The organism is Streptomyces sp. BA2, from assembly GCF_009769735.1.
Classification (GTDB): Bacteria; Actinomycetota; Actinomycetes; order Streptomycetales; family Streptomycetaceae; genus Streptomyces.
The window spans coordinates 6,050,392-6,069,204 of the sequence record NZ_WSRO01000002.1 but is presented as its reverse complement, the minus strand read 5'-3'; the positions used below and the strand labels follow the sequence as shown (position 1 = coordinate 6,069,204).

The following is an 18,813-nucleotide window of genomic DNA, read 5'->3' as shown; positions in this document are numbered from 1 at the left end:
ACTATCCGTGGGTCCGCATGACTCGGAGCACGGCAGCACAAGGGGGCGCATGCCCCATAGGCTCGGAGGATGACCACCGAGACGCCCGGAACCACCGGGCCCGCCGAGAGTCACGCGCAGCGGCTCTCCTTCCCCCGCCTGCACGCCCGCACGCAACGCTTCACTCTCGGTGCGCCCCGCGCGTTCACGGTGGCGCCGGACGGGTCCCGCGTCGCCTTCCTGCGCTCGTCGTCCGGCACTGACCGGGCGAACCAACTCTGGGTCCTCGACCTGGAGGACGGCGCTGCAGAGCGGATCGCGGCCGACCCCGATGCCCTGTTGAACGGCGCGGTCGAGCGGCTCTCCACCGAGGAGCGAGCCCGCCGCGAGCGCAGCCGCGAGGGCGGCGCCGGCATCGTGGGCTACGCGACGGACGCGGCGGTGGAACTCGCCGCGTTCGCGCTCTCCGGACGGCTCTTCGCCGCGGAGCTCCGTGTGGGCACGGCCCGCGAACTGCCCACCCCCGCACCGGTGATCGACCCGCGCCCCTCGCCCGACGGCCGCCACATCGCGTACGTCGCCGGGGGCGCCCTGCGGGTGACGGGCGCCGACGGGGAAGGCGACCGTGCCCTTGCGGCGCCGGAGCCGGACTCCGTCGAGAAGGAGACCGTGACGTACGGCCTCGCGGAGTTCATCGCGGCCGAGGAGATGCAGCGTTCGCGCGGCTTCTGGTGGTCGCCGGCGTCGGACCGGTTGCTCGTCGCACGCGCCGACGACGCCCCGGTGCGGCGCTGGTGGATCGCCGACCCCGCGCACCCGGAGACGGAGCCCGCGCGGGTCGCGTACCCGGCGGCGGGCACGGCCAACGCGGACGTACGCCTCTTCGTCGTGACCCTGGACGGCGCGCGCACCGAGGTGATGTGGGACCGCGCCCGCTACCCGTATCTGGCGCGGGTGCACTGGTCCTCGGCCGGGGCGCCGCTGCTCCTCGTCCAGTCCAGGGACCAGCTCAGCCAGCTCTACCTGGCGGTGGACCCGGACGACGGCTCGACGCGCATGGTGCACGCGGAGGAGGACCCGCAGTGGCTCGAACTCTTCCCCGGCGCCCCGTCCTGGTCCCCCAGCGGGCGTCTCGTGCGGATCGTGGACGAGGGCGGCGCGCGGGTCCTCGCGGTGGGTGAACGCCCGCTGACGGGGCCGCAGTTGCACGTCCGCGCGGTGCTCGACATTGCGGACGACGACGTACTGATCTCGGCGTCGGCGGGTGCGGCGGCCGCGGCCCCGGAGACGGGCGAGGTGCACGTCTACCGGGTCAACGAACTGGGCGTGGAGCGCGTGTCCACCGAACCCGGGGTGCACTCGGCGGTGCGCTCCGGCGGCCTCACGGTCCTCGTCTCGGCCACCCTTGACCAGCCGGGCTCCCGCGTCCAGGTACTGCGCGACGGTAAGCAGGTGGCGACCGTCGCCTCATACGCGCGGCATCCGGAGCTCACGCCGCGCGTGACGCTGACCGAGGGGGGCGCACGCAAGATCCCGTGCGCCGTCCTGCTCCCCACGGACTACGAGGAGGGTTCGGGCCCCCTGCCCGTCCTCCTCGATCCGTACGGCGGTCCGCACGGCCAGCGGGTCCTCGCCGCCCACAACCCGTACCTCACGTCCCAGTGGTTCGCCGACCAGGGCTTCGCCGTGATCGTCGCGGACGGGCGTGGTACTCCGGGCCGCTCCCCCGCCTGGGAGAAGGCGATCCGCCGTGACTTCACGCTCACCCTGGACGACCAGGTGGACGCGCTGCAGGGCCTCGCCGCGTCCTTCCCCCTCGACCTGAACCGGGTCGCCATCCGGGGCTGGTCCTACGGCGGTTACCTCGCGGGGCTCGCGGTCCTTCGCCGCCCCGATGTGTTCCACGCGGGGGTGGCGGGGGCGCCTGTGACGGACTGGCAGCTGTACGACACGCACTACACGGAGCGGTACCTGGGGAACCCCGGGGAGGATCCGGCGCCGTACGCCCTGAGTTCCCTCGTCACGGAGGAGGGGCTCGTGGCGCCGGAGAACCCGTCGCGGCCGCTGATGATCGTGCACGGTCTCGCGGACGACAACGTGGTGGTGGCGCATGCCTTGCGGCTGTCGTCGGCGCTGCTCGCCGCGGGGCGGCCCCACGAAGTCCTTCCGCTCTCCGGGGTCACGCACATGACTCCGCAGGAGCAGGTGGCGGAGAACTTGCTGTTGCTCCAAGTCGACTTCCTGAAGCGCTCGTTGGGCCTGCCCTAGCGCAGGCGACCGGCCGGGGCGACATGGCTTGCCCCGGCCGGTCTACGGCACCCGCACGGCCGTACGAGGCTCAGCCTGCCGCGGGCGTATATCGCTGGCGCGACGGCGCGATTGCCCGCGTGTAAAGCACGAACAGGCTTCATCCCCAACCCCACCCCTTCCCGAAAACCCGCTCTGGCGCGGGGGCCTTGTGCGCCGTCGATCACCGGCTCCGCCGAGTTCGTCCTCAAACGCCGGACGGGCTGAAAATTCAGCCGCGGGGCAATCGGGTGGGTGGGCGGGAAATCCAGCCCCTCCGGCGTTTGAGGAGCGGGGTCTGGGGCGGAGCCCCAGTTTCCCCTACGGCACGACCTGCTTCTCCTCTGCGAAATGGCAGGCGGAGTCATGCGCCGCGGGCCCCGGCACATCACGGAACTCGGCCGGAACGGCCAGCAGCGGCACCTCCAACGCGCACCGCTCCCGCGCCTTCCAGCACCGCGTGCGAAACCGGCACCCCGACGGTGGGTTCGCCGGGGACGGCACGTCCCCGCTCAAGATGATCCGCTCCCGATGCTCCCGCGCCTCGGGATCAGGCACCGGCACAGCCGACAGCAGCGCCTGCGTGTACGGATGCGTCGGATGCTCGTAGATCTCGTCCTCGGAGCCGATCTCGACGATCCGCCCCAGATACATCACGCCCACCCGATCCGAGATGTGCCGCACGATCGACAGGTCGTGGGCGATGAACACGTACGACAGATCGAAGTCGTTCTGGAGTTGGTCCAGGAGGTTCACCACCTGCGCCTGGACCGACACATCCAGCGCCGACACCGGCTCGTCCGCCACGATGATCTCGGGCCGCAGCGCCAACCCCCTTGCGATCCCGATCCGTTGACGCTGACCTCCGGAGAACTGGTGCGGATAGCGGTTGATGTACTCGGGGTTCAGCCCGACCACATCGAGCAGCTCCTGCACCTTCTGCCGCCGCGAGCCCTTCGGCGCGACCTCGGGATGGATCTCGTACGGCTCCCCGATGATGTCGCCGACCGTCATACGCGGGTTGAGCGAGGTGTAGGGGTCCTGGAAGACCATCTGGATGTTGCGGCGCACGGCCTTCAGCGCGCGCCCGGACAGCTTGCTGATGTCCTCGCCCTTGTAGCGGATCTCGCCCGCCGTCGGCCGCTCCAGGTTCACCAGCATCTTCGCGACCGTCGACTTGCCGCAGCCCGACTCCCCCACGATGCCGAGCGTTTCGCCCTGGCCGAGGTCGAAGTCGACGCCGTCGACGGCCTTGACCGCGCCGATCTGCTTGCGGATGACGATGCCCTGGGTGAGCGGATAGTGCTTGACCAGACCCCGCACCTGGAGGATCGGCTCGCCCTCGGCCGCCACCCGCTGCTTGCTGACGTGCTCACCATGAGGCATGGAGCGTCTCCTTCCAGAAGTGGCAGGCGCTCCGGCGGTCGGCGGCCAGACCCTCGTACGCCACGTCGTAGAGCGGCGGCACATCGGTCCTGCAGACGTCCTGTGCCATCGGGCAGCGGGGGTTGAAGGCGCAGCCCGGCGGGATGTTCATGAGGTTGGGCGGCAGGCCCTTGATCGCGTAGAGCTCCTGACCCTTCTGGTCGAGCCGGGGGATGGATTCCAGAAGACCGCGTGTGTACGGGTGCGCGGGGGCCTTGTAGATCTCGTGGACGGGGGCCTTCTCGACGATGCGGCCCGCGTACATGACGGCGATGTTGTCGGCGACGTCCGCCACGACGCCCAGGTCGTGCGTGATGAGGATCAGGCCCATGTGGAGCTCGCGCTGGAGCTCGGCGAGGAGGTCCATCACCTGGGCCTGGACGGTCACGTCCAGGGCGGTGGTCGGTTCGTCGGCGATGATCAGCGAGGGTTCGAGCGCCATCGCCATGGCGATCATGATGCGCTGGCGCATGCCGCCGCTGAACTGGTGCGGATACTGCCCGACGCGCTCCTTCGCGGCCGGGATGCGCACCCGGTCCATCAGCTCGACCGCCTTGGCCTTGGCGTCCTTGCGGGACATCCCCTGGTGGACGACGTACATCTCGCCGAGCTGCTGGCCGACGCTGACCACGGGGTTGAGCGACGACAGGGCGTCCTGGAAGATCATCGCCATTCCGGCGCCGCGGGTCTTGCGCCGCTCCTCCTCCTTGAGCTTGAGGAGGTCCTGGCCCTTGAAGAGGATCTCTCCCCCGGTGATCTTTCCCGGCGGCATGTCGAGGATGCCCATGATCGCCTGGGCCGTGACCGACTTGCCGGAGCCGGACTCGCCGAGCACGGCCAGCGTCTCGCCCTCGCTGACGGTGTAGTCGACGCCGTTGACGGCCTTGGCGACGCCGTCTCTCGTCCTGAACTCCACATGCAGATCGCGCACTTCGAGCAACATGGGCGGCTACCTCAGCTTGGGGTCGAGGGCGTCGCGCACCGCGTCGCCGAGCATGATGAACGCGAGCACGGTGATCGCAAGGGCTCCGGCGGGCCAGAGCAGCATGTGCGGGGCGTTGCGGATGTACTGGGAGGCGGCCGAGATGTCGATGCCCCAGCTCACGGTCGGCGGCTTCAGACCCACGCCGAGGTACGAGAGCGTCGCCTCCAGAGCGATGTACGTGCCGAGGGCGATGGTGGCGACGACGATCACCGGGGCGACGGCGTTCGGCGCGATGTGCCGAAGCAGCATCCGCGAGTTGGATGCGCCGAGGGCCCGCGCCGCCTGGACGTAGTCGTTCTGCTTGGCGGTGATGACGGATCCGCGGGCGATGCGCGAGAGCTGCGGCCAGCCGAGCAGGACCATGAAGCCGATCACCGGCCAGACGGTGTTGCTGGTGACGACCGACAGGAGCACCAGGCCGCCGAGCACGACGGGGATGGCGAAGAAGACGTCGGTGATCCGGGAGAGGATCGCGTCCCAGAACCCGCCGAAGAACCCCGCGAGCCCGCCGAGCACGCTGCCCAGGATCGCGACACCGAGCGTGGCGCAGACGCCGACGGTGACCGATGCGCGGGCCCCGTACACGGTCCGCGTGTAGACGTCGCAGCCCTGGCCGTCGAAGCCGAAGGGGTGGCCGGCCGTGGAGCTCTTCTGGGCGTTGGCGAGGTCGCAGTCGAGCGGGTTGCCGGAGGCGATCGCGGACGGCCAGAGGGAGATGAAGACGAGGAAGACAATGATGAGGCCCGAGATGATGAAGACCGGGTTGCGCCGCAGCTCGCGCCATGCGTCGGACCACAGGCTGCGGGCGGGGGCCGACGGACCGGTACCGCCGGGGCCCCCGGTGGCCTTCTCCAGCGTCGAGCCCTCGGTCGCCGCGAGGTCCATCGCGCCGCCCGCGCCGGTCGGGGCGATGGCTCCGTCTGGCTCTCGGGGTTCAGGCATAACGGATCCTCGGGTCGAGTACGGCGTACAACAGGTCGACGATCAGGTTGGCCACCAGGAAGACCAGGACGAGGACGGTCACGAAGCCGACGACGGTCTGGGTGCTCTGGCGGAGAATCCCCTGGTAGAGCTGGAAGCCGACGCCGTGGATGTTGAAGATCCGCTCGGTGACGATCGCGCCGCCCATCAGCGCGCCGATGTCCGTGCCGATGAAGGTGACCACCGGGATGAGCGAATTGCGCAGCAGGTGCCGGGTGATGACGCGGCGTCTGGGCAGCCCCTTCGCGATGGCCGTACGGACGTAGTCGGCGCGGCGGTTCTCCGCGATGGAGGTCCGGGTGAGCCGGGTGACGTACGCCAGGGAGACCGAGGCGAGCACGAGCCCCGGCACGATGAGTTCGTTGACGGGCGCCTCCGACGAGACGGAGGGCTTCATCACGCCCCATTCGACGCCGAGGAGGAGCTGGAGCAGCAGGCCGGTGACGAAGGTGGGGATGGCGATGACGACGAGCGTCAGGAGCAGGACGACGGTGTCGACGGGCCGCCCGCGCCGCAGTCCGGTCACCACACCCAGCGAGATGCCGATGACGATCTCGAAGACGATCGCGACGAGCGTCAGGCGGATCGTGAGCGGGAAGGCGGTCGACATCAGTTCGGTGACCTTCTGCCCGTTGAACGCGGTGCCGAAGTCGCCGGTGAAGACATTGCCCATGTAGGTCGCGTACTGCTGCCACACGGGCTTATCGAGGCCGAACTCCTTCTTCAGCTGGGCGGCCGTCGCGGGGTCGCACTTTCGGTCCCCGCAGAGGCCCGCGACGGGGTCGCCCATCACGTTCACCATCAGGAAGATCAGCAGCGTGGCGCCGAAGAAGACCGGGATCATCTGCAGCAGACGCCGGATCACATAACGTCCCATGAAGGGCTCCGGAAGTAACGGGAGCGGTCATCCGGCGCGCATCACCGCGTCGGATGACCGCTCCCTGGCTTCAGCTGACCTTGATCTCGTTGTAGACCGGGACGCTGAACTGGTTCAGGGCCACGTCGGAGATCCTGTCCGAGTAACCGGCGCTGCCGTTCTGGTACCAGAGGGGAATGACCGCCATCTGCTCGGCGAGCACCTTTTCGGCGTCCTGGAAGGTGGAGACGGCCTTGGCGGTGTCGGTCTCGGCGTTGGCCTTGTCGACGAGTTCGTCGAATTTCTTGTCGGACCACTTTCCGTCGTTGGACGGGGCGTCCGTGTAGTACAGCGGCTGCAGGAAGTTCTGGATGAGCGGGTAGTCCATCTGCCAGCCCGCGCGCCAGGCGCCGTCCAGCTTCTGCTGGGAGGCCTTGCTGCGGAAGTCGGCGAAGGTGCCGACCGGGCTTCCGACGCAGGACTTGTCGTTTCCGAGGGCCTTGTTGATGGAGTTGCAGACGGCGTCGACCCATTCCTTGTGCGAGCCGGTGTCCGCGTTGTACGTGATCTTCAGCGTGCCGCCGGGGATGCCGCCGCCGTCCGAGATCAGCTTCTTGGCCTGGCCGGCGTCGTACTTGCAGGCGTCACCGCACAGCCCTTCCTTGTACCCCCCGGCCTCGCCGAGCACCGGGGACGTCCAGTCGGTGGCGGGGGTGCGGGTCTTCTGGAAGATGGTGTCGGTGATCTGATCGCGGTTGATCGCCATGGAGAGTCCCTGGCGGACCTTCTCCATTCCGGACTTCGACCACTTGCTGTCGTAGAAGGGGAAGGCGAGCGTCTGGATGATGCCTGCGGGGGTGTTGATGTAGCGGTCACCCAGATCGCTCTTCGCGTTCTTGAGCTGCGAGGCGGGAACGTCGTCGACGAGGTCCAGATTGCCCGCCATCAGGTCCGTGTAGGCGGTGTTGTTGTCGGTGTAGACCTTGAGATCCACACCGCCGTTCTGCGCCTTGTCCGCACCGCTGTACCCGTCCCATTTCCGCAGGGACATCTTGGACCCCTTGGCGTACGAGTCCACGGTGTACGGGCCGTTGCCGACCGGTTTGGCGAGCCATGCGTCGTGGTCGTCGTAGAAAGCCTTGGGCAGCGGAGCGAACGCCGGATAGCCGAGGGTCTTGGGCCAGGTGGAGAACTTCTGCGTGAGCTTGACGGTGAAGGTGGTGTCGTCGACGACCTTCAGTCCGGAGAGCGTTTCTGCACTGGCGTCACCCTTCTCCGGGTGGACCTTGTCATAACCCTCGATATAGCCGAAGAAGTAGGCGTTCTTCTGGTTGTTCTTCAGATGGGCGCCGTAATTCCAGGCGTCCACGAAGGACTTCGCGGTGACCTTCTCGCCGTTGCTGAACTTCCAGCCGTCCTTGATCTTCACGGTGAAGCTCTGCGAGTCCTTGGTGTCGATCTTCTCGGCGACCATGTTCTTGGCCTCGCCGGTCTTCGGGTCGTAGCGCACGAGACCCCGGAAGAGCATGTCGAGCACCTTGCCGCCCTGCACCTCATTGGTGTTGGCAGGCTCCAGCGGATTCTGCGGATCACCCCAGGAGGAACCCACGATCCCGGAGCCGTCGCCGCCACCGCCGTTGCCCCCGCCTCCGCCGCAGGCGGTCGCCGCGAGCGCGACGGTCACCGCACATGCGGCCCACTTGGCGTGCGTGGCTCCACGCATGGAGAGCCTCCCTTTCAGGCCTGAGTCTCACTTAGGCCCAAATACACCCCAATGCGTGGTGCTGCGCATCTTTATGGCCGCTTTCCGGGGCTAGTAGGACTGGGGAAACCCTCGTATGCCGCCACAGGGAGATCCGACAGGCGGGGAGGCAACTCGACTCCTCGCTACCCTCGAAGCATGGACTACGCGAAGATGCGCGCGATCGCCGAGGAGCTCGGAACCTATGCCGAGCGCCTTGAGGGCACTTGGAACGTAGAGATCGGACCTTCAGGTCCGATACTGGCCATGATGTGCCCCTCGAAGCGCCACGAGGGCACGGTCCATCGCATCTGCCAGCAGCTGAACAAGCAGCTCCTTGTCACCCACCCCGGCTACATCTGCGCGAACGGCCCGGAGATCGAGCACCCCGCGATCGGCCGCATGCGCCGCCCCGACGCCCTCGTGATCCCCGAGGCCGTGCTCGACGAGGAGGGCATCGCCGTCGACGCCACGCAGGTGCTGGCCGTCATCGAGATCGTTTCCCCGTCCAACCCGAACAACGACTACGGCGAGAAGCTGACCGAGTATCCCGCCATGGGCATCGACCGCTACATGATCGTCGACCCCCGGACCGGCACGATCGAGGTGCACTCCGAGCCGTGCGCGGGGCGGTACGGGAACAAGGAGCCGTACATCTTCGGCGACAAAGTGCCGTTCGGACCCTGGACGGTTGAGACCGTCGCGTTCCGGCGCTACGGAAAGCCGGGGGACCTCGACGGCTGAGGAGCCCGGTTTCCCGGCCCGCCCCGTCAGTCCCGCCCCTCCGCCTCCACCTCCACCACGGACACCCAGTCACGCCAGCGCTCGACGCTGACGCGCAGCCGCGAGGAGGACTCGGTGGTACCGGACCAGTAGGGGTCAGCCCCCTCCGCGTGCTCCCGCAGACCGCATTGGGTCAGTGCGTCGCGCAGGCGGGACACCTCGTCCGCCGCGACGGATTCGCTGTCGTACTCGGTGACCCGCTGCCTGGCGTTGGCGCCCTTGTCGCTGTAGTACTCCGTGCCGTACTGGACCTGGCTCGGAGCCTTCCGCCCGACGTCCGAGCCCGGGCAGCTGTCGTCCCGGCCCACCTTCGGCAGGGGCAGGTCCACCATCACCTCCTCCTCCATGCTCTTCCAGTGCCACTTCGTGGCCTGCGGCATCAGCTCCGGCGACAGCAGGCGCACCACACCGCCCACCTTGAAGGGGTTCTTCGTCGGCGTGGCCGCGGGCCGCACCTCTGTGCCGTCGCCGCCCCCTCCCCCGGAGGCCACGCCCCACGTCACCGCCCCCGCCACCACCACCGCGAAAGCCGCTCCCCCGGCGACCCGCCTTCGCACGGTCCGCCTCTCACCCCGCGCCCGCAGCTCCGCCCCGCTCGGCATCCGTACCGTGACGTCGTCCAGCAGCTCTTCGACTTCAGCCATGGTGGGCCGCCCCTTCCGCGGTGAAAGCAGTCGTGTCGGTCAGGCGCTCCCCCAGCGCCTTGCGGGCCCGGCTCAGCCGGGTGCGGACCGCCCCGTTGGACGCCCCCGTCTCCCGGGCGACCTGTTCCACGGGGAGGTCGAGCAGATGGTGCAGCACCACCACCTGGCGTTGCTGCGCGGGCAGTTGGCGCAGGGCGGCGAGCAACGCCACCCGGTCCGCGGAGAGTTCCGGCACGTCCGGCGCGGCACCGTGCCTGAGCTGCGCCCGCAGCCGGTTCCGCGTCCGGCGCCAGGTACTGATCGCCAGGCGGGACGCCACCGTGCGCACCCACGGCAACGGATCCCCCTCCCGCGTCAGCCGCTCCCACCGCTGCCACGCCCGCACATACGCCTCCTGCACCGCGTCCTCCGCCTCGGCCAGATCGCCTGTCATCGCATAGACCGCGGCGACCAGCCTCTTGGCAGTGGCGGCGTAGAACGCGTCGAACTCCGATGAGTGGTCTGGGGAGTCGTCGTTCATCCGTCCGTCCCATGGTTCGGCTGCTGTCTCTGTCATAGACACGCCTGACAGCGCCCGCATGTTACGTACGAAAATGGGGGCGCCCGGAACCGTGAAGTTCCGGGCGCCCCCATCACCTGCAGAGGGAGAAACGGCTCACGCCGCGTGGACCACGTCCTTCTCCTCAGCGAAGTGACACGCCGACTCGTGTGCCGCCGGGGTGTCCTGGCCCGCGAAACGCTGCGGGATCGCGAGCAGCGGGGTCTCCTCCGCGCACTTCGCCTCCGCCTTCCAGCAGCGGGTGCGGAAGCGGCAGCCCGATGGCGGGTTCGCGGGGGACGGGACGTCACCGGTGAGGATGATCCGCTCGCGGCCCTCGCGTGCCTCCGGGTCGGGCACCGGCACGGCGGAGAGCAGCGCCTGCGTGTACGGGTGCGTCGGGTGCTCGTAGATCTGCTCGTCCGAGCCGATCTCCGCCATCTTGCCGAGGTACATCACGCCCACGCGGTCCGAGATGTGCCGGACGATCGACAGGTCGTGCGCGATGAAGAGGTAGGAGAGGTTGAACTCGTCCTGGAGCTTCTCCATCAGGTTGATGACCTGGGCCTGGACGGAGACGTCCAGGGCCGAGACCGGCTCGTCGCAGATGATGATCTCGGGGTTCAGGGCCAGGCCTCGGGCGATGCCGATGCGCTGGCGCTGACCGCCCGAGAACTGGTGCGGGTAGCGGTTGATGTACTCGGGGTTCAGGCCCACCACGTCCAGGAGGTCCTGGACCTTCTGGCGGCGCGAACCCTTCGGAGCCACCTCGGGGTGGATCTCGAAGGGCTCCCCGATGATGTCGCCCACCGTCATACGGGGGTTGAGTGACGTGTACGGGTCCTGGAACACCATCTGGATGTTGCGGCGGACCGCCTTCAGGGCGCGCCCCGAAAGCTTGGTGATGTCCTGGCCCTTGTAGAAGACCTCGCCGGCCGTGGCGCGCTCCAGCGTCATCAGGAGCTTGGCGACCGTGGACTTGCCACAGCCGGACTCGCCCACGATGCCAAGGGTCTCGCCCTGGTAGAGGTCGAAGGAGATGCCGTCGACCGCCTTGACCGCACCGATCTGCCTCTTGATCAGGATTCCCTGTGTGAGCGGGAAGTGCTTGACCAGGTTGCGGACCTGGAGGATCGGCTCGCCGCGCTCCACCGGTGCCTCGATGGCCGCGACGGCCTCCTCGGCGCTGGACGCGTCGACCGTTTCCACGTCGGAGACGCTCGGGGTCGTGTCCTGAGGCTCGTCATTCTTCTTGAGCTCAGCCATGGATCGTCTCCTTCCAGAAGTGGCACGCGCTGCCGCGACCCGGCAGCTCCCCGCCGTCCTGCTCCGACACCTGCACCAGGGCCGGGACGTCCGTACGGCAGATGTCCTGCGCCTTGGGGCAGCGCGGGTTGAAGGCGCAACCGGACGGAATGTGGAGCAGGTTGGGCGGCAGGCCCTTGATCGCGTAAAGCTCCTGGCCCTTCTGGTCGAGCCGGGGAATCGACTCGAGCAGACCGCGCGTGTACGGGTGCGCGGGGCGCTTGTAGAGTTCGTGGACCGGGGCCGTCTCGACGATCCGGCCCGCGTACATGACCGCGATCTTGTCCGCGACGTCGGCGACCACGCCGAGGTCGTGGGTGATCAGGATCAGGCCCATGTTGTACTCGCGCTGAAGGTCGGCCAGCAGGTCCATGACCTGCGCCTGGACGGTGACATCGAGCGCCGTCGTCGGCTCGTCCGCGATGATCAGATCCGGCTCCAGGGCGAGCGCCATCGCGATCATGATGCGCTGGCGCATACCGCCCGAGAACTGGTGCGGGTAGTCGTTCACCCGCTCCTTGGCCGCCGGGATCTTCACCCGGTCCATCAGATCGATGGCCTTGGCCTTGGCCTGCTTGCGGCCGAGCCCGTCGTGCACCCGGAACATCTCGCCGAGCTGATAGCCCACCGAGAGCACGGGGTTGAGCGACGACAGGGCGTCCTGGAAGATCATCGCGATCTTGCGACCACGGATCTTCCTGCGCTCCTCGTTGGACATCTTCAGCATGTCCTGCCCGCGGAAGAGGATCTCTCCCTGCGGGATCTTGCCGGGCGGCATGTCGAGGATGCCCATGATGGCCTGGGCCGTCACGGACTTGCCGGAGCCCGACTCACCGAGGACGGCGAGCGTCTCGCCCGCGTCCACGCTGTAGTTGACGCCGTTGACGGCCTTGACCTCACCCTCGCGAGTGTGGAACTCGACGTGCAGGTCCTTGACGTCAAGCAGCCTGCCGCCCTTTTCCTCGCCCGAGCGGGGGGCGGGAACCGAGTCTTCCTTGATGTCGATGCTGGTCATTTACGCCTCCCTCAGCGCAGCTTCGGGTCGAGGGCTTCGCGTACGGCGTCACCCATCATGATGAACGCCAGCACCGTGATACTCAGCATTCCTGCCGGGAAGAACAGCGTGTGCGGGTTGTTCCGGATGTCCTGCGTCGCGTCGGAGATGTCGCCGCCCCAGGAGATGGCGCCGTCACCGATGCCGAGGCCCAGGTACGACAGCGTCGACTCGGCCACGATGTACGTGCCGAGCGAGATGGTCGCCACGACGATCACCGGAGCCAGCGCGTTCGGCAGGATGTGGCGGAACAGGATCCGCTTCGTCCCGGCACCGAGCGCGCGCGCCGCCACCACATAGTCGGCGTGCTTGGTCGTGATGACCGCGCCGCGCATCACGCGGGCGATCTGCGTCCAGCCCAGGAAGGCAAGCGCGCCCATGACCACCCACACCGTGCGGTTGGTGAAGGCGTTCAGGACGACCATGGCGCCGAGCAGGAACGGGATGCCGAAGAACACGTCGGTGAGCCGGGAGATGAGGCTGTCCCAGAAGCCGCCGAAGTAGCCCGCGAGCATGCCGCACAGGCCGCCGAAGAAGGTGACGAGGATCGTCACGCCGACGCCGACGAGGATCGAGTTGCGCGCTCCGAAGACGACGCGGGCGTAGATGCTGCGGCCCACCCTGTCGTAGCCGAACCAGCTCTCCTGGAAGAACTTGCTGAGTTCGGGCTTGCCCAGGAAGTGGTTCACCTGGTCGCCGGACTCGGGATTCGTGCTGGTGAACAGGCCGGGGAAGACGGCCACCACCAGCAGGATCGCGATCAGGACCGCGGAGATCACGAAGAGCGGATTGCTGCGCAGCTCGCGCCACGCGTCGTTCCACAGGCTTCGCGGCTTTCCCGGTGCGGGACCGGCCGCGATCGCATCCGTGGGAGCGGAGGGCGCCACGGTCTTCTCGTCCGTGGCCGTGGTCTTGGTGAGGTCAGGCATAACGGATCCTCGGGTCCAGGACCGCGTAAAGCAGGTCGACGATCAGGCTGGCTGCGAGGTACACGAGCACCAGGACGGTGACTACACCGACGATGACCGCGCCCTCACGGCGGGCGAGAGCCTGGAAGAGGAGATTGCCGACGCCCGTCACGTTGAAGATGCCCTCGGTGATGACCGCGCCACCCATCAGGGTGCCGACGTCCGTGCCGAGGTAAGTCACCACGGGGATCAGCGAGTTGCGCAGCAGATGCCGGGTGATGATGCGCTGCCGGGGCAGGCCCTTGGCCACCGCCGTGCGCATGTAGTCCGCCTGCCGGTTCTCGGCGATCGAGGTGCGCGTCAGTCTCGCCACATAGGCGAGGCCCACCATGCCGAGCACGATCGCCGGCACCAGCAGCTGGCCCATGTTCTCGGAGTCCTGAACCGTGGGCGTGATCCAGCCCAGTTCATTGCCGAAGAACAGCTGGCACAGCAGACCGACCACGAAGATCGGTACGGAGATCACCAGGAGCGTGAAGAGCGTGACCGTGTTGTCGACGAACCGGCCGCGCCTGATGCCGGCAAGGACACCCAGGGTGATGCCGACGATGAGCTCGAACGTCCAGGCCATGGAGGCCAGTCGCATCGAGACCGGGAACGCCTGGGTGATCTCGTCCAGGACCGGCCGGTTACCGGCGATGGTCTTGCCGAAGTCTCCCTGCAGCAGGCCGCCCATATAGTGCAGATACTGCTGCCACAGCGGCAGATCCAGACCACGGTCGTGGCGAATCTGCGCCACCTGTGCCGGGTCCGGCGGCTTGTCGCCCCACAGCGCCCGTACGGGGTCGCCGGGGAGCACGTTGACCATGATGAAGATCAACAGGGTTGTCCCGATGAAAACCGGGATCATCTGGAGCAGTCGCCGCGCGACATAACGCCCCATTGGTGCCTCCGTCCAATCCGGAGCCGCCCGAAGCGACGCCCGGGATCGCCGGGCGTCGCTTCGGGAACTGGCCTCCGACGCCTACTTCTTGAAGACCTCGATGTCGGTGAGGATCGGGTCACCGGCCTGGTCAAACTGCACGTGCTTGACGTTCTTCGAGTAGGCGGAGAGCGTCTTGTTGTACCAGAGCGGAATGCCCGGGAAGGTGTTGACGAGCTGCTTCTCAGCCTCGTTGTACAGCTCCGCGGACTCGTCGATCGTCTTGGCCGCGTCGGCCTTCTTGGTCAGCTCGTCGAACTTCTTGTCCGAGAAGCCGCCCTTGTTGCCGTCGACGCCCGTGCCGTAGAGGTCGGCGAGGAAGTTGCCGTTGAACGGGTAGTCGAGCACCCAGCCCGACCGGTACATCGCCTTGACCTGCTTCTTGTCCCGAATCTCGGTGTCGGCCTGGAAGTCGGTCGTCGGGTCGCCGGTGCACTTCACGCCGGTCGACTTGGTGATGCTGTTGCACACCGCCGTGACCCAGCCCTTGTGCGGCTGGTCGGCGTTGTACTGGATGGTGATCTTGTTGCCCGGGATGCCGCCGCCGTCCTTGACGAACTGCTTGGCCTTCTTCGGGTTGAACTTGCAGAACTCACCACAGGCGCCGGCCTTGTAGCCCTTGACGCCCTTGGCGACCCAGCCGGAGGCGGACTCACGCGTACCGGCGAAGGTGGTCTTCGCGATGGTGTCGCGGTCGATGGCCATCGACAGACCCTGGATGACCTTCACGTCGACGTCCTTGAACGCCTTGCTGTAGAAGGCCGGGTTGACCGTGTTGATCGCCGAGAAGTCCTGCTCGATGGCGCGGTCGCCGAAGTCCTGCTTGAAGTTGGCGAGCTCGCTGTCCGGGATCAGCGGCATCGTGTCGACGTTGTCCGAGCGCAGGTCGTTGTACGCGGCCTGCGGCGTCGTGTACGCCTTGAAGTCGATGCCGCCGTTCTTCGGCTTCTTCTCACCCTTGTAGCCGGACCAGGCGGTGACCTTGATCGACTTCTTGTGGTCCCAGCTCTTCAGCTTGTAGGGACCGTTGCCGACCGGCTTCTCGCCGTACGTCTTCGGGTCCTTCAGGGCAGCCGAGGGCATGGGGTAGAACGGCGCGTAGACGAGCTTGTACGCGTAGTACGGGATGCCCGAGTTCAGCGTGATGGTGAAGGTGTTGTCGTCGACGACCTTCAGACCGGACATGGTCTTGCCGGTGCCCTTCCCCTTCTCGGGGTGGACCTTGTCGTAACCGACGATGTCGCGGTACCAGCCGCTGTTCTGCTGGCCGTTGGCGGGGTTCGCCGCGAAGTTCCAGGCGTCCACGTACGACTTGGCCGTGACGGCCTCGCCGTTGTGGAACTTCCAGCCCGGCTTGAGCTTGACGGTCCACACCTTGTTGTCCTTGTCGGGGGTGACCGACTCGGCGTTCTCGTAGGTGATGTTCCCCTGCTTGTCGTAGTTGACAAGCCCCGTGAAGAGGGAGTTGATGACGACGCTGCCGTACGCCTCCATGGTGTTGGCGGGCTGCAAGGCGTTCTGCGGCTCACCGTTGGCGTAACTGACGATCCCCTTGGGGTCGACCTTGCCGCTGTTGCCGCCGCTGTCGCTGCCGCCGCCGCAGGCCGTTGCCGTCAGCGCCACGACACCCGCTATCGCGACCCACTTGGCGCTCTTGGCACCACGCATGGGGTTCCTCCTCATGAGTCCACTTGTTCACTACAAGAGGGGGTACAAGAAACCGCGCCGACACCCCTGACGGCGCGTAGATCGAAGTACCCCAGTGTGCTCGTGAGTCGGCGCTCCCCACAGCGCGTGACCCATTGACCCGAGCTATACGCGGTCAACTATTAGCCATGAGGTACCGCCCGACCACACCCTTTTGGTCTCGGTTCAATCACACCTGGTGCGTACAACTTCCAAAATCCGGACAAACCGATCCGAGATAGATGGTTGCGAAACGGACGTGTTACACATCTAACGGTCAACGGCGTCCGCATTCCGGACAGATGGTCCAGGAAAACCGGTTGCGGCGGACCGAGTCGGAGACGGCTCGCGGCGCCGTCGGAGGCGCTTTCGCGGACGCGCGTAGATGCGCGGAGAGTCGCGACGGAGGAAGATCCCTCGCCCCCGAGGTCTGGGCCAGCGTAGTGCCGTCGAGGGCCCCGCAAAGGGGTAACCCCCGCAGATACGCGAGAGGCCGGTTTCCGCCTCTCCCGTGGGGAGGGGCGGAAACCGGCCTCAGATGCCGAATTCGCCGAGCGTCAGCGGGACTTAGCCGTGCTTGGCGCGCGAGGCGGTGCGGCCACGCTGCTTCTGGTCCAGGACGACCTTGCGGATACGCACGGTCTCCGGGGTCACCTCGATGCACTCGTCGTCGCGGCAGAACTCCAGGGACTGCTCCAGGGAGAGCTTGCGGGCGGGCACGACGTTCTCGGTCGTGTCCGCGGAAGCCGCACGCATGTTGGTGAGCTTCTTCTCCTTGGTGATGTTCACGTCCATGTCGTCGGCGCGCGAGTTCTCACCGACGATCATGCCCTCGTACACCTCGGTGCCGGCCTCGGTGAAGATGACACCGCGCTCCTGGAGGTTGACCATCGCGAACGGCGTGACCGAACCCGAACGGTCCGCGACGAGCGAGCCGTTGTGACGGGTGCGCAGGTCGCCGAACCACGGCTCGTGGCCCTCGAAGATCGAGTGCGCGATGCCGGTGCCGCGGGTCTGGGTCAGGAACTCCGTACGGAAGCCGATGAGGCCGCGCGACGGGACGATCCACTCCATGCGGATCCAGCCGGAGCCGTGGTTGGTCATCGTCTCCATGCGGCCCTTGCGGGTCGCCATCAGCTGCGTGATGGCGCCGAGGTGCTCCTCGGGCGAGTCGATCGTCATGCGCTCGATCGGCTCGTACGTCTTGCCGTCGATCTGCTTGGTGACGACCTCGGGCTTGCCGACGGTCAGCTCGAAGCCCTCGCGGCGCATCTGCTCGACCAGGATGGCGAGCGCGAGCTCACCACGGCCCTGGACCTCCCAGGCGTCGGGCCGCTCGGTGTCCAGGACGCGGAGCGAGACGTTACCGATGAGCTCCTTGTCCAGACGGTCCTTCACCTGGCGGGCGGTGACCTTGTGGCCCTTGCCGCCCTTGCCGACGAGCGGCGAGGTGTTCGTACCGATGGTCATGGAGATCGCGGGCTCGTCGACCGTGATGAGCGGGAGCGCGATCGGGTTCTCGGGGTCGGCGAGGGTCTCGCCGATCATGATCTCCGGGATACCGGCGATGGCGCAGATGTCACCGGGGCCCGCCTTCTCGGCGGGCTTGCGCGTGAGCGCCTCGGTCATCATCAGCTCGGTGATGCGGACGTTGGACTGCGAGCCGTCACGCTTGATCCAGGTAACGGTCTGGCCCTTGCGCAGCTCGCCCTGCTCGACACGGCACAGCGCGATACGGCCGAGGAAGTTGTCGGCGTCGAGGTTCGTGACGTGGGCCTGGAGCGGCGCTTCCTCGTCGTACTCCGGAGCCGGGACGGTGTCCAGGATCGTGGAGAAGAACGGCTCCAGGTTCTCGCTGTCGGCCGGGACGGTGCCGTCCTCCGGCTTGGTCAGCGAGGCGACGCCGTCACGGGCGCAGGCGTAGACGATCGGGAACTCGATCTGGTCCTCGTCCGCGTCCAGGTCCAGGAACAGGTCGTACGTCTCGTCGACGACCTCGGCGATCCGGGAGTCCGGGCGGTCCGTCTTGTTGATGCACAGGATGACCGGCATCTTGGCCGCGAGCGCCTTGCGGAGCACGAAGCGGGTCTGCGGCAGCGGGCCCTCGGAGGCGTCCACGAGGAGCACCACCGCGTCCACCATCGACAGGCCGCGCTCGACCTCACCACCGAAGTCGGCGTGGCCGGGGGTGTCGATGATGTTGATGGTGATGACGTCGCCGCCATCCTTGGGGTGGTACTTGACGGCCGTGTTCTTGGCCAGGATCGTGATGCCCTTCTCACGCTCCAGGTCGTTCGAGTCCATCATGCGGTCGTCGAGGGACTCTGCCGCATGCGCGGCGAAGGAGCCGGCCTGCTTGAGCATGGCGTCGACCAGGGTGGTCTTGCCGTGGTCGACGTGGGCGACGATGGCAACATTACGAATGTCATGGCGCGTGGGCATACGAGCTGCGCTTCTCCCGGGAAGAGTGGATGGCCGCGCGTACGGTCCGGCACGCGTGCCCTGCCGGGCAGAACACGCCACGGCCTCACCCCAGTCTACGTGCCTTACGCGGAGGTCACCTCCGCGGGGCCTTGGTGGGGGCCTGACCTGGGGTTTCTGGGGTTCTGGTGGTGCTGGGGGGAACGTACGGGTCAACGGGTGGACACGACCTTGCCCGC

At 67.4% G+C, this 18,813-nt stretch carries 15 protein-coding genes; 2 read left to right on the top strand and 13 right to left on the bottom strand.

Annotated features, from left to right (window positions below; translation table 11 throughout):
* The first annotated feature begins 69 nt into the window (after positions 1-69).
* A complete protein-coding gene (locus tag E5671_RS30205; RefSeq protein ID WP_160507047.1) occupies positions 70-2,247 on the top strand; it encodes a S9 family peptidase in 2,178 nt (725 codons plus the stop codon).
* A 339-nt stretch (positions 2,248-2,586) separates the two neighbouring features.
* Here E5671_RS30205 and E5671_RS30200 read toward each other — a convergent pair whose 3' ends face one another.
* The 5 genes from E5671_RS30200 to E5671_RS30180 all read right to left on the bottom strand — a co-directional run bounded on the left by E5671_RS30200 (position 2,587) and on the right by E5671_RS30180 (position 8,235).
* Positions 2,587-3,651, bottom strand: coding sequence for an ABC transporter ATP-binding protein (locus tag E5671_RS30200; RefSeq protein WP_202121307.1), 1,065 nt, complete (start codon positions 3,649-3,651; stop codon positions 2,587-2,589).
* The gene (locus tag E5671_RS30195; protein ID WP_160507046.1) at positions 3,638-4,633 is read right to left on the bottom strand and encodes an ABC transporter ATP-binding protein; all 996 of its coding nucleotides are present in this window, start codon (positions 4,631-4,633) and stop codon (positions 3,638-3,640) included. The genes E5671_RS30200 and E5671_RS30195 overlap by 14 nt, the downstream gene beginning before the upstream one ends.
* A gap of 6 nt (positions 4,634-4,639) precedes the next feature.
* Complete coding sequence (locus tag E5671_RS30190) at positions 4,640-5,617, bottom strand: ABC transporter permease (RefSeq protein WP_160507045.1); 978 nt, start codon at positions 5,615-5,617, stop codon at positions 4,640-4,642.
* Positions 5,610-6,533: an ABC transporter permease gene (locus tag E5671_RS30185; RefSeq protein WP_160507044.1), complete on the bottom strand. Its 924-nt coding sequence runs from the start codon at positions 6,531-6,533 to the stop codon at positions 5,610-5,612. The genes E5671_RS30190 and E5671_RS30185 overlap by 8 nt, the downstream gene beginning before the upstream one ends.
* Positions 6,534-6,603: 70 nt before the next feature.
* A complete protein-coding gene (locus E5671_RS30180; RefSeq protein WP_160507043.1) occupies positions 6,604-8,235 on the bottom strand; it encodes a peptide ABC transporter substrate-binding protein in 1,632 nt (543 codons plus the stop codon).
* 177 nt (positions 8,236-8,412) lie between these two features.
* Between E5671_RS30180 and E5671_RS30175 the strand changes: the two genes are divergently transcribed.
* On the top strand, positions 8,413-8,997 hold the full coding sequence (locus E5671_RS30175) for a Uma2 family endonuclease (protein WP_160507042.1): 585 nt from the start codon (positions 8,413-8,415) through the stop codon (positions 8,995-8,997).
* A gap of 26 nt (positions 8,998-9,023) precedes the next feature.
* On the opposite strand, the gene E5671_RS30170 is transcribed toward E5671_RS30175, so the two are convergent.
* From E5671_RS30170 to typA, 8 genes are all read right to left on the bottom strand, one after another.
* The gene (locus tag E5671_RS30170; RefSeq protein ID WP_160507041.1) at positions 9,024-9,680 is read right to left on the bottom strand and encodes a hypothetical protein; all 657 of its coding nucleotides are present in this window, start codon (positions 9,678-9,680) and stop codon (positions 9,024-9,026) included.
* Complete coding sequence (locus E5671_RS30165; protein ID WP_160510501.1) at positions 9,673-10,200, bottom strand: SigE family RNA polymerase sigma factor; 528 nt, start codon at positions 10,198-10,200, stop codon at positions 9,673-9,675. The genes E5671_RS30170 and E5671_RS30165 overlap by 8 nt, the downstream gene beginning before the upstream one ends.
* Positions 10,201-10,335: 135 nt before the next feature.
* Positions 10,336-11,484: an ABC transporter ATP-binding protein gene (locus tag E5671_RS30160; RefSeq protein WP_160507040.1), complete on the bottom strand. Its 1,149-nt coding sequence runs from the start codon at positions 11,482-11,484 to the stop codon at positions 10,336-10,338.
* Positions 11,477-12,538, bottom strand: a complete 1,062-nt coding sequence (locus E5671_RS30155) for an ABC transporter ATP-binding protein (RefSeq protein WP_160507039.1) — start codon at positions 12,536-12,538, stop codon at positions 11,477-11,479. The genes E5671_RS30160 and E5671_RS30155 overlap by 8 nt, the downstream gene beginning before the upstream one ends.
* Positions 12,539-12,549: 11 nt before the next feature.
* The gene (locus E5671_RS30150; RefSeq protein ID WP_160507038.1) at positions 12,550-13,506 is read right to left on the bottom strand and encodes an ABC transporter permease; all 957 of its coding nucleotides are present in this window, start codon (positions 13,504-13,506) and stop codon (positions 12,550-12,552) included.
* A complete protein-coding gene (locus E5671_RS30145) occupies positions 13,499-14,428 on the bottom strand; it encodes an ABC transporter permease (protein ID WP_160507037.1) in 930 nt (309 codons plus the stop codon). Before E5671_RS30145 ends, E5671_RS30150 begins: the two co-directional genes overlap by 8 nt.
* An 81-nt stretch (positions 14,429-14,509) precedes the next feature.
* Positions 14,510-16,135, bottom strand: a complete 1,626-nt coding sequence (locus E5671_RS30140) for a peptide ABC transporter substrate-binding protein (protein ID WP_160507036.1) — start codon at positions 16,133-16,135, stop codon at positions 14,510-14,512.
* Positions 16,136-16,720: 585 nt separating this feature from the next.
* Positions 16,721-18,595: a translational GTPase TypA gene (typA, locus tag E5671_RS30135; protein ID WP_160507035.1), complete on the bottom strand. Its 1,875-nt coding sequence runs from the start codon at positions 18,593-18,595 to the stop codon at positions 16,721-16,723.
* Between the last annotated feature and the right edge of the window lie 218 nt (positions 18,596-18,813).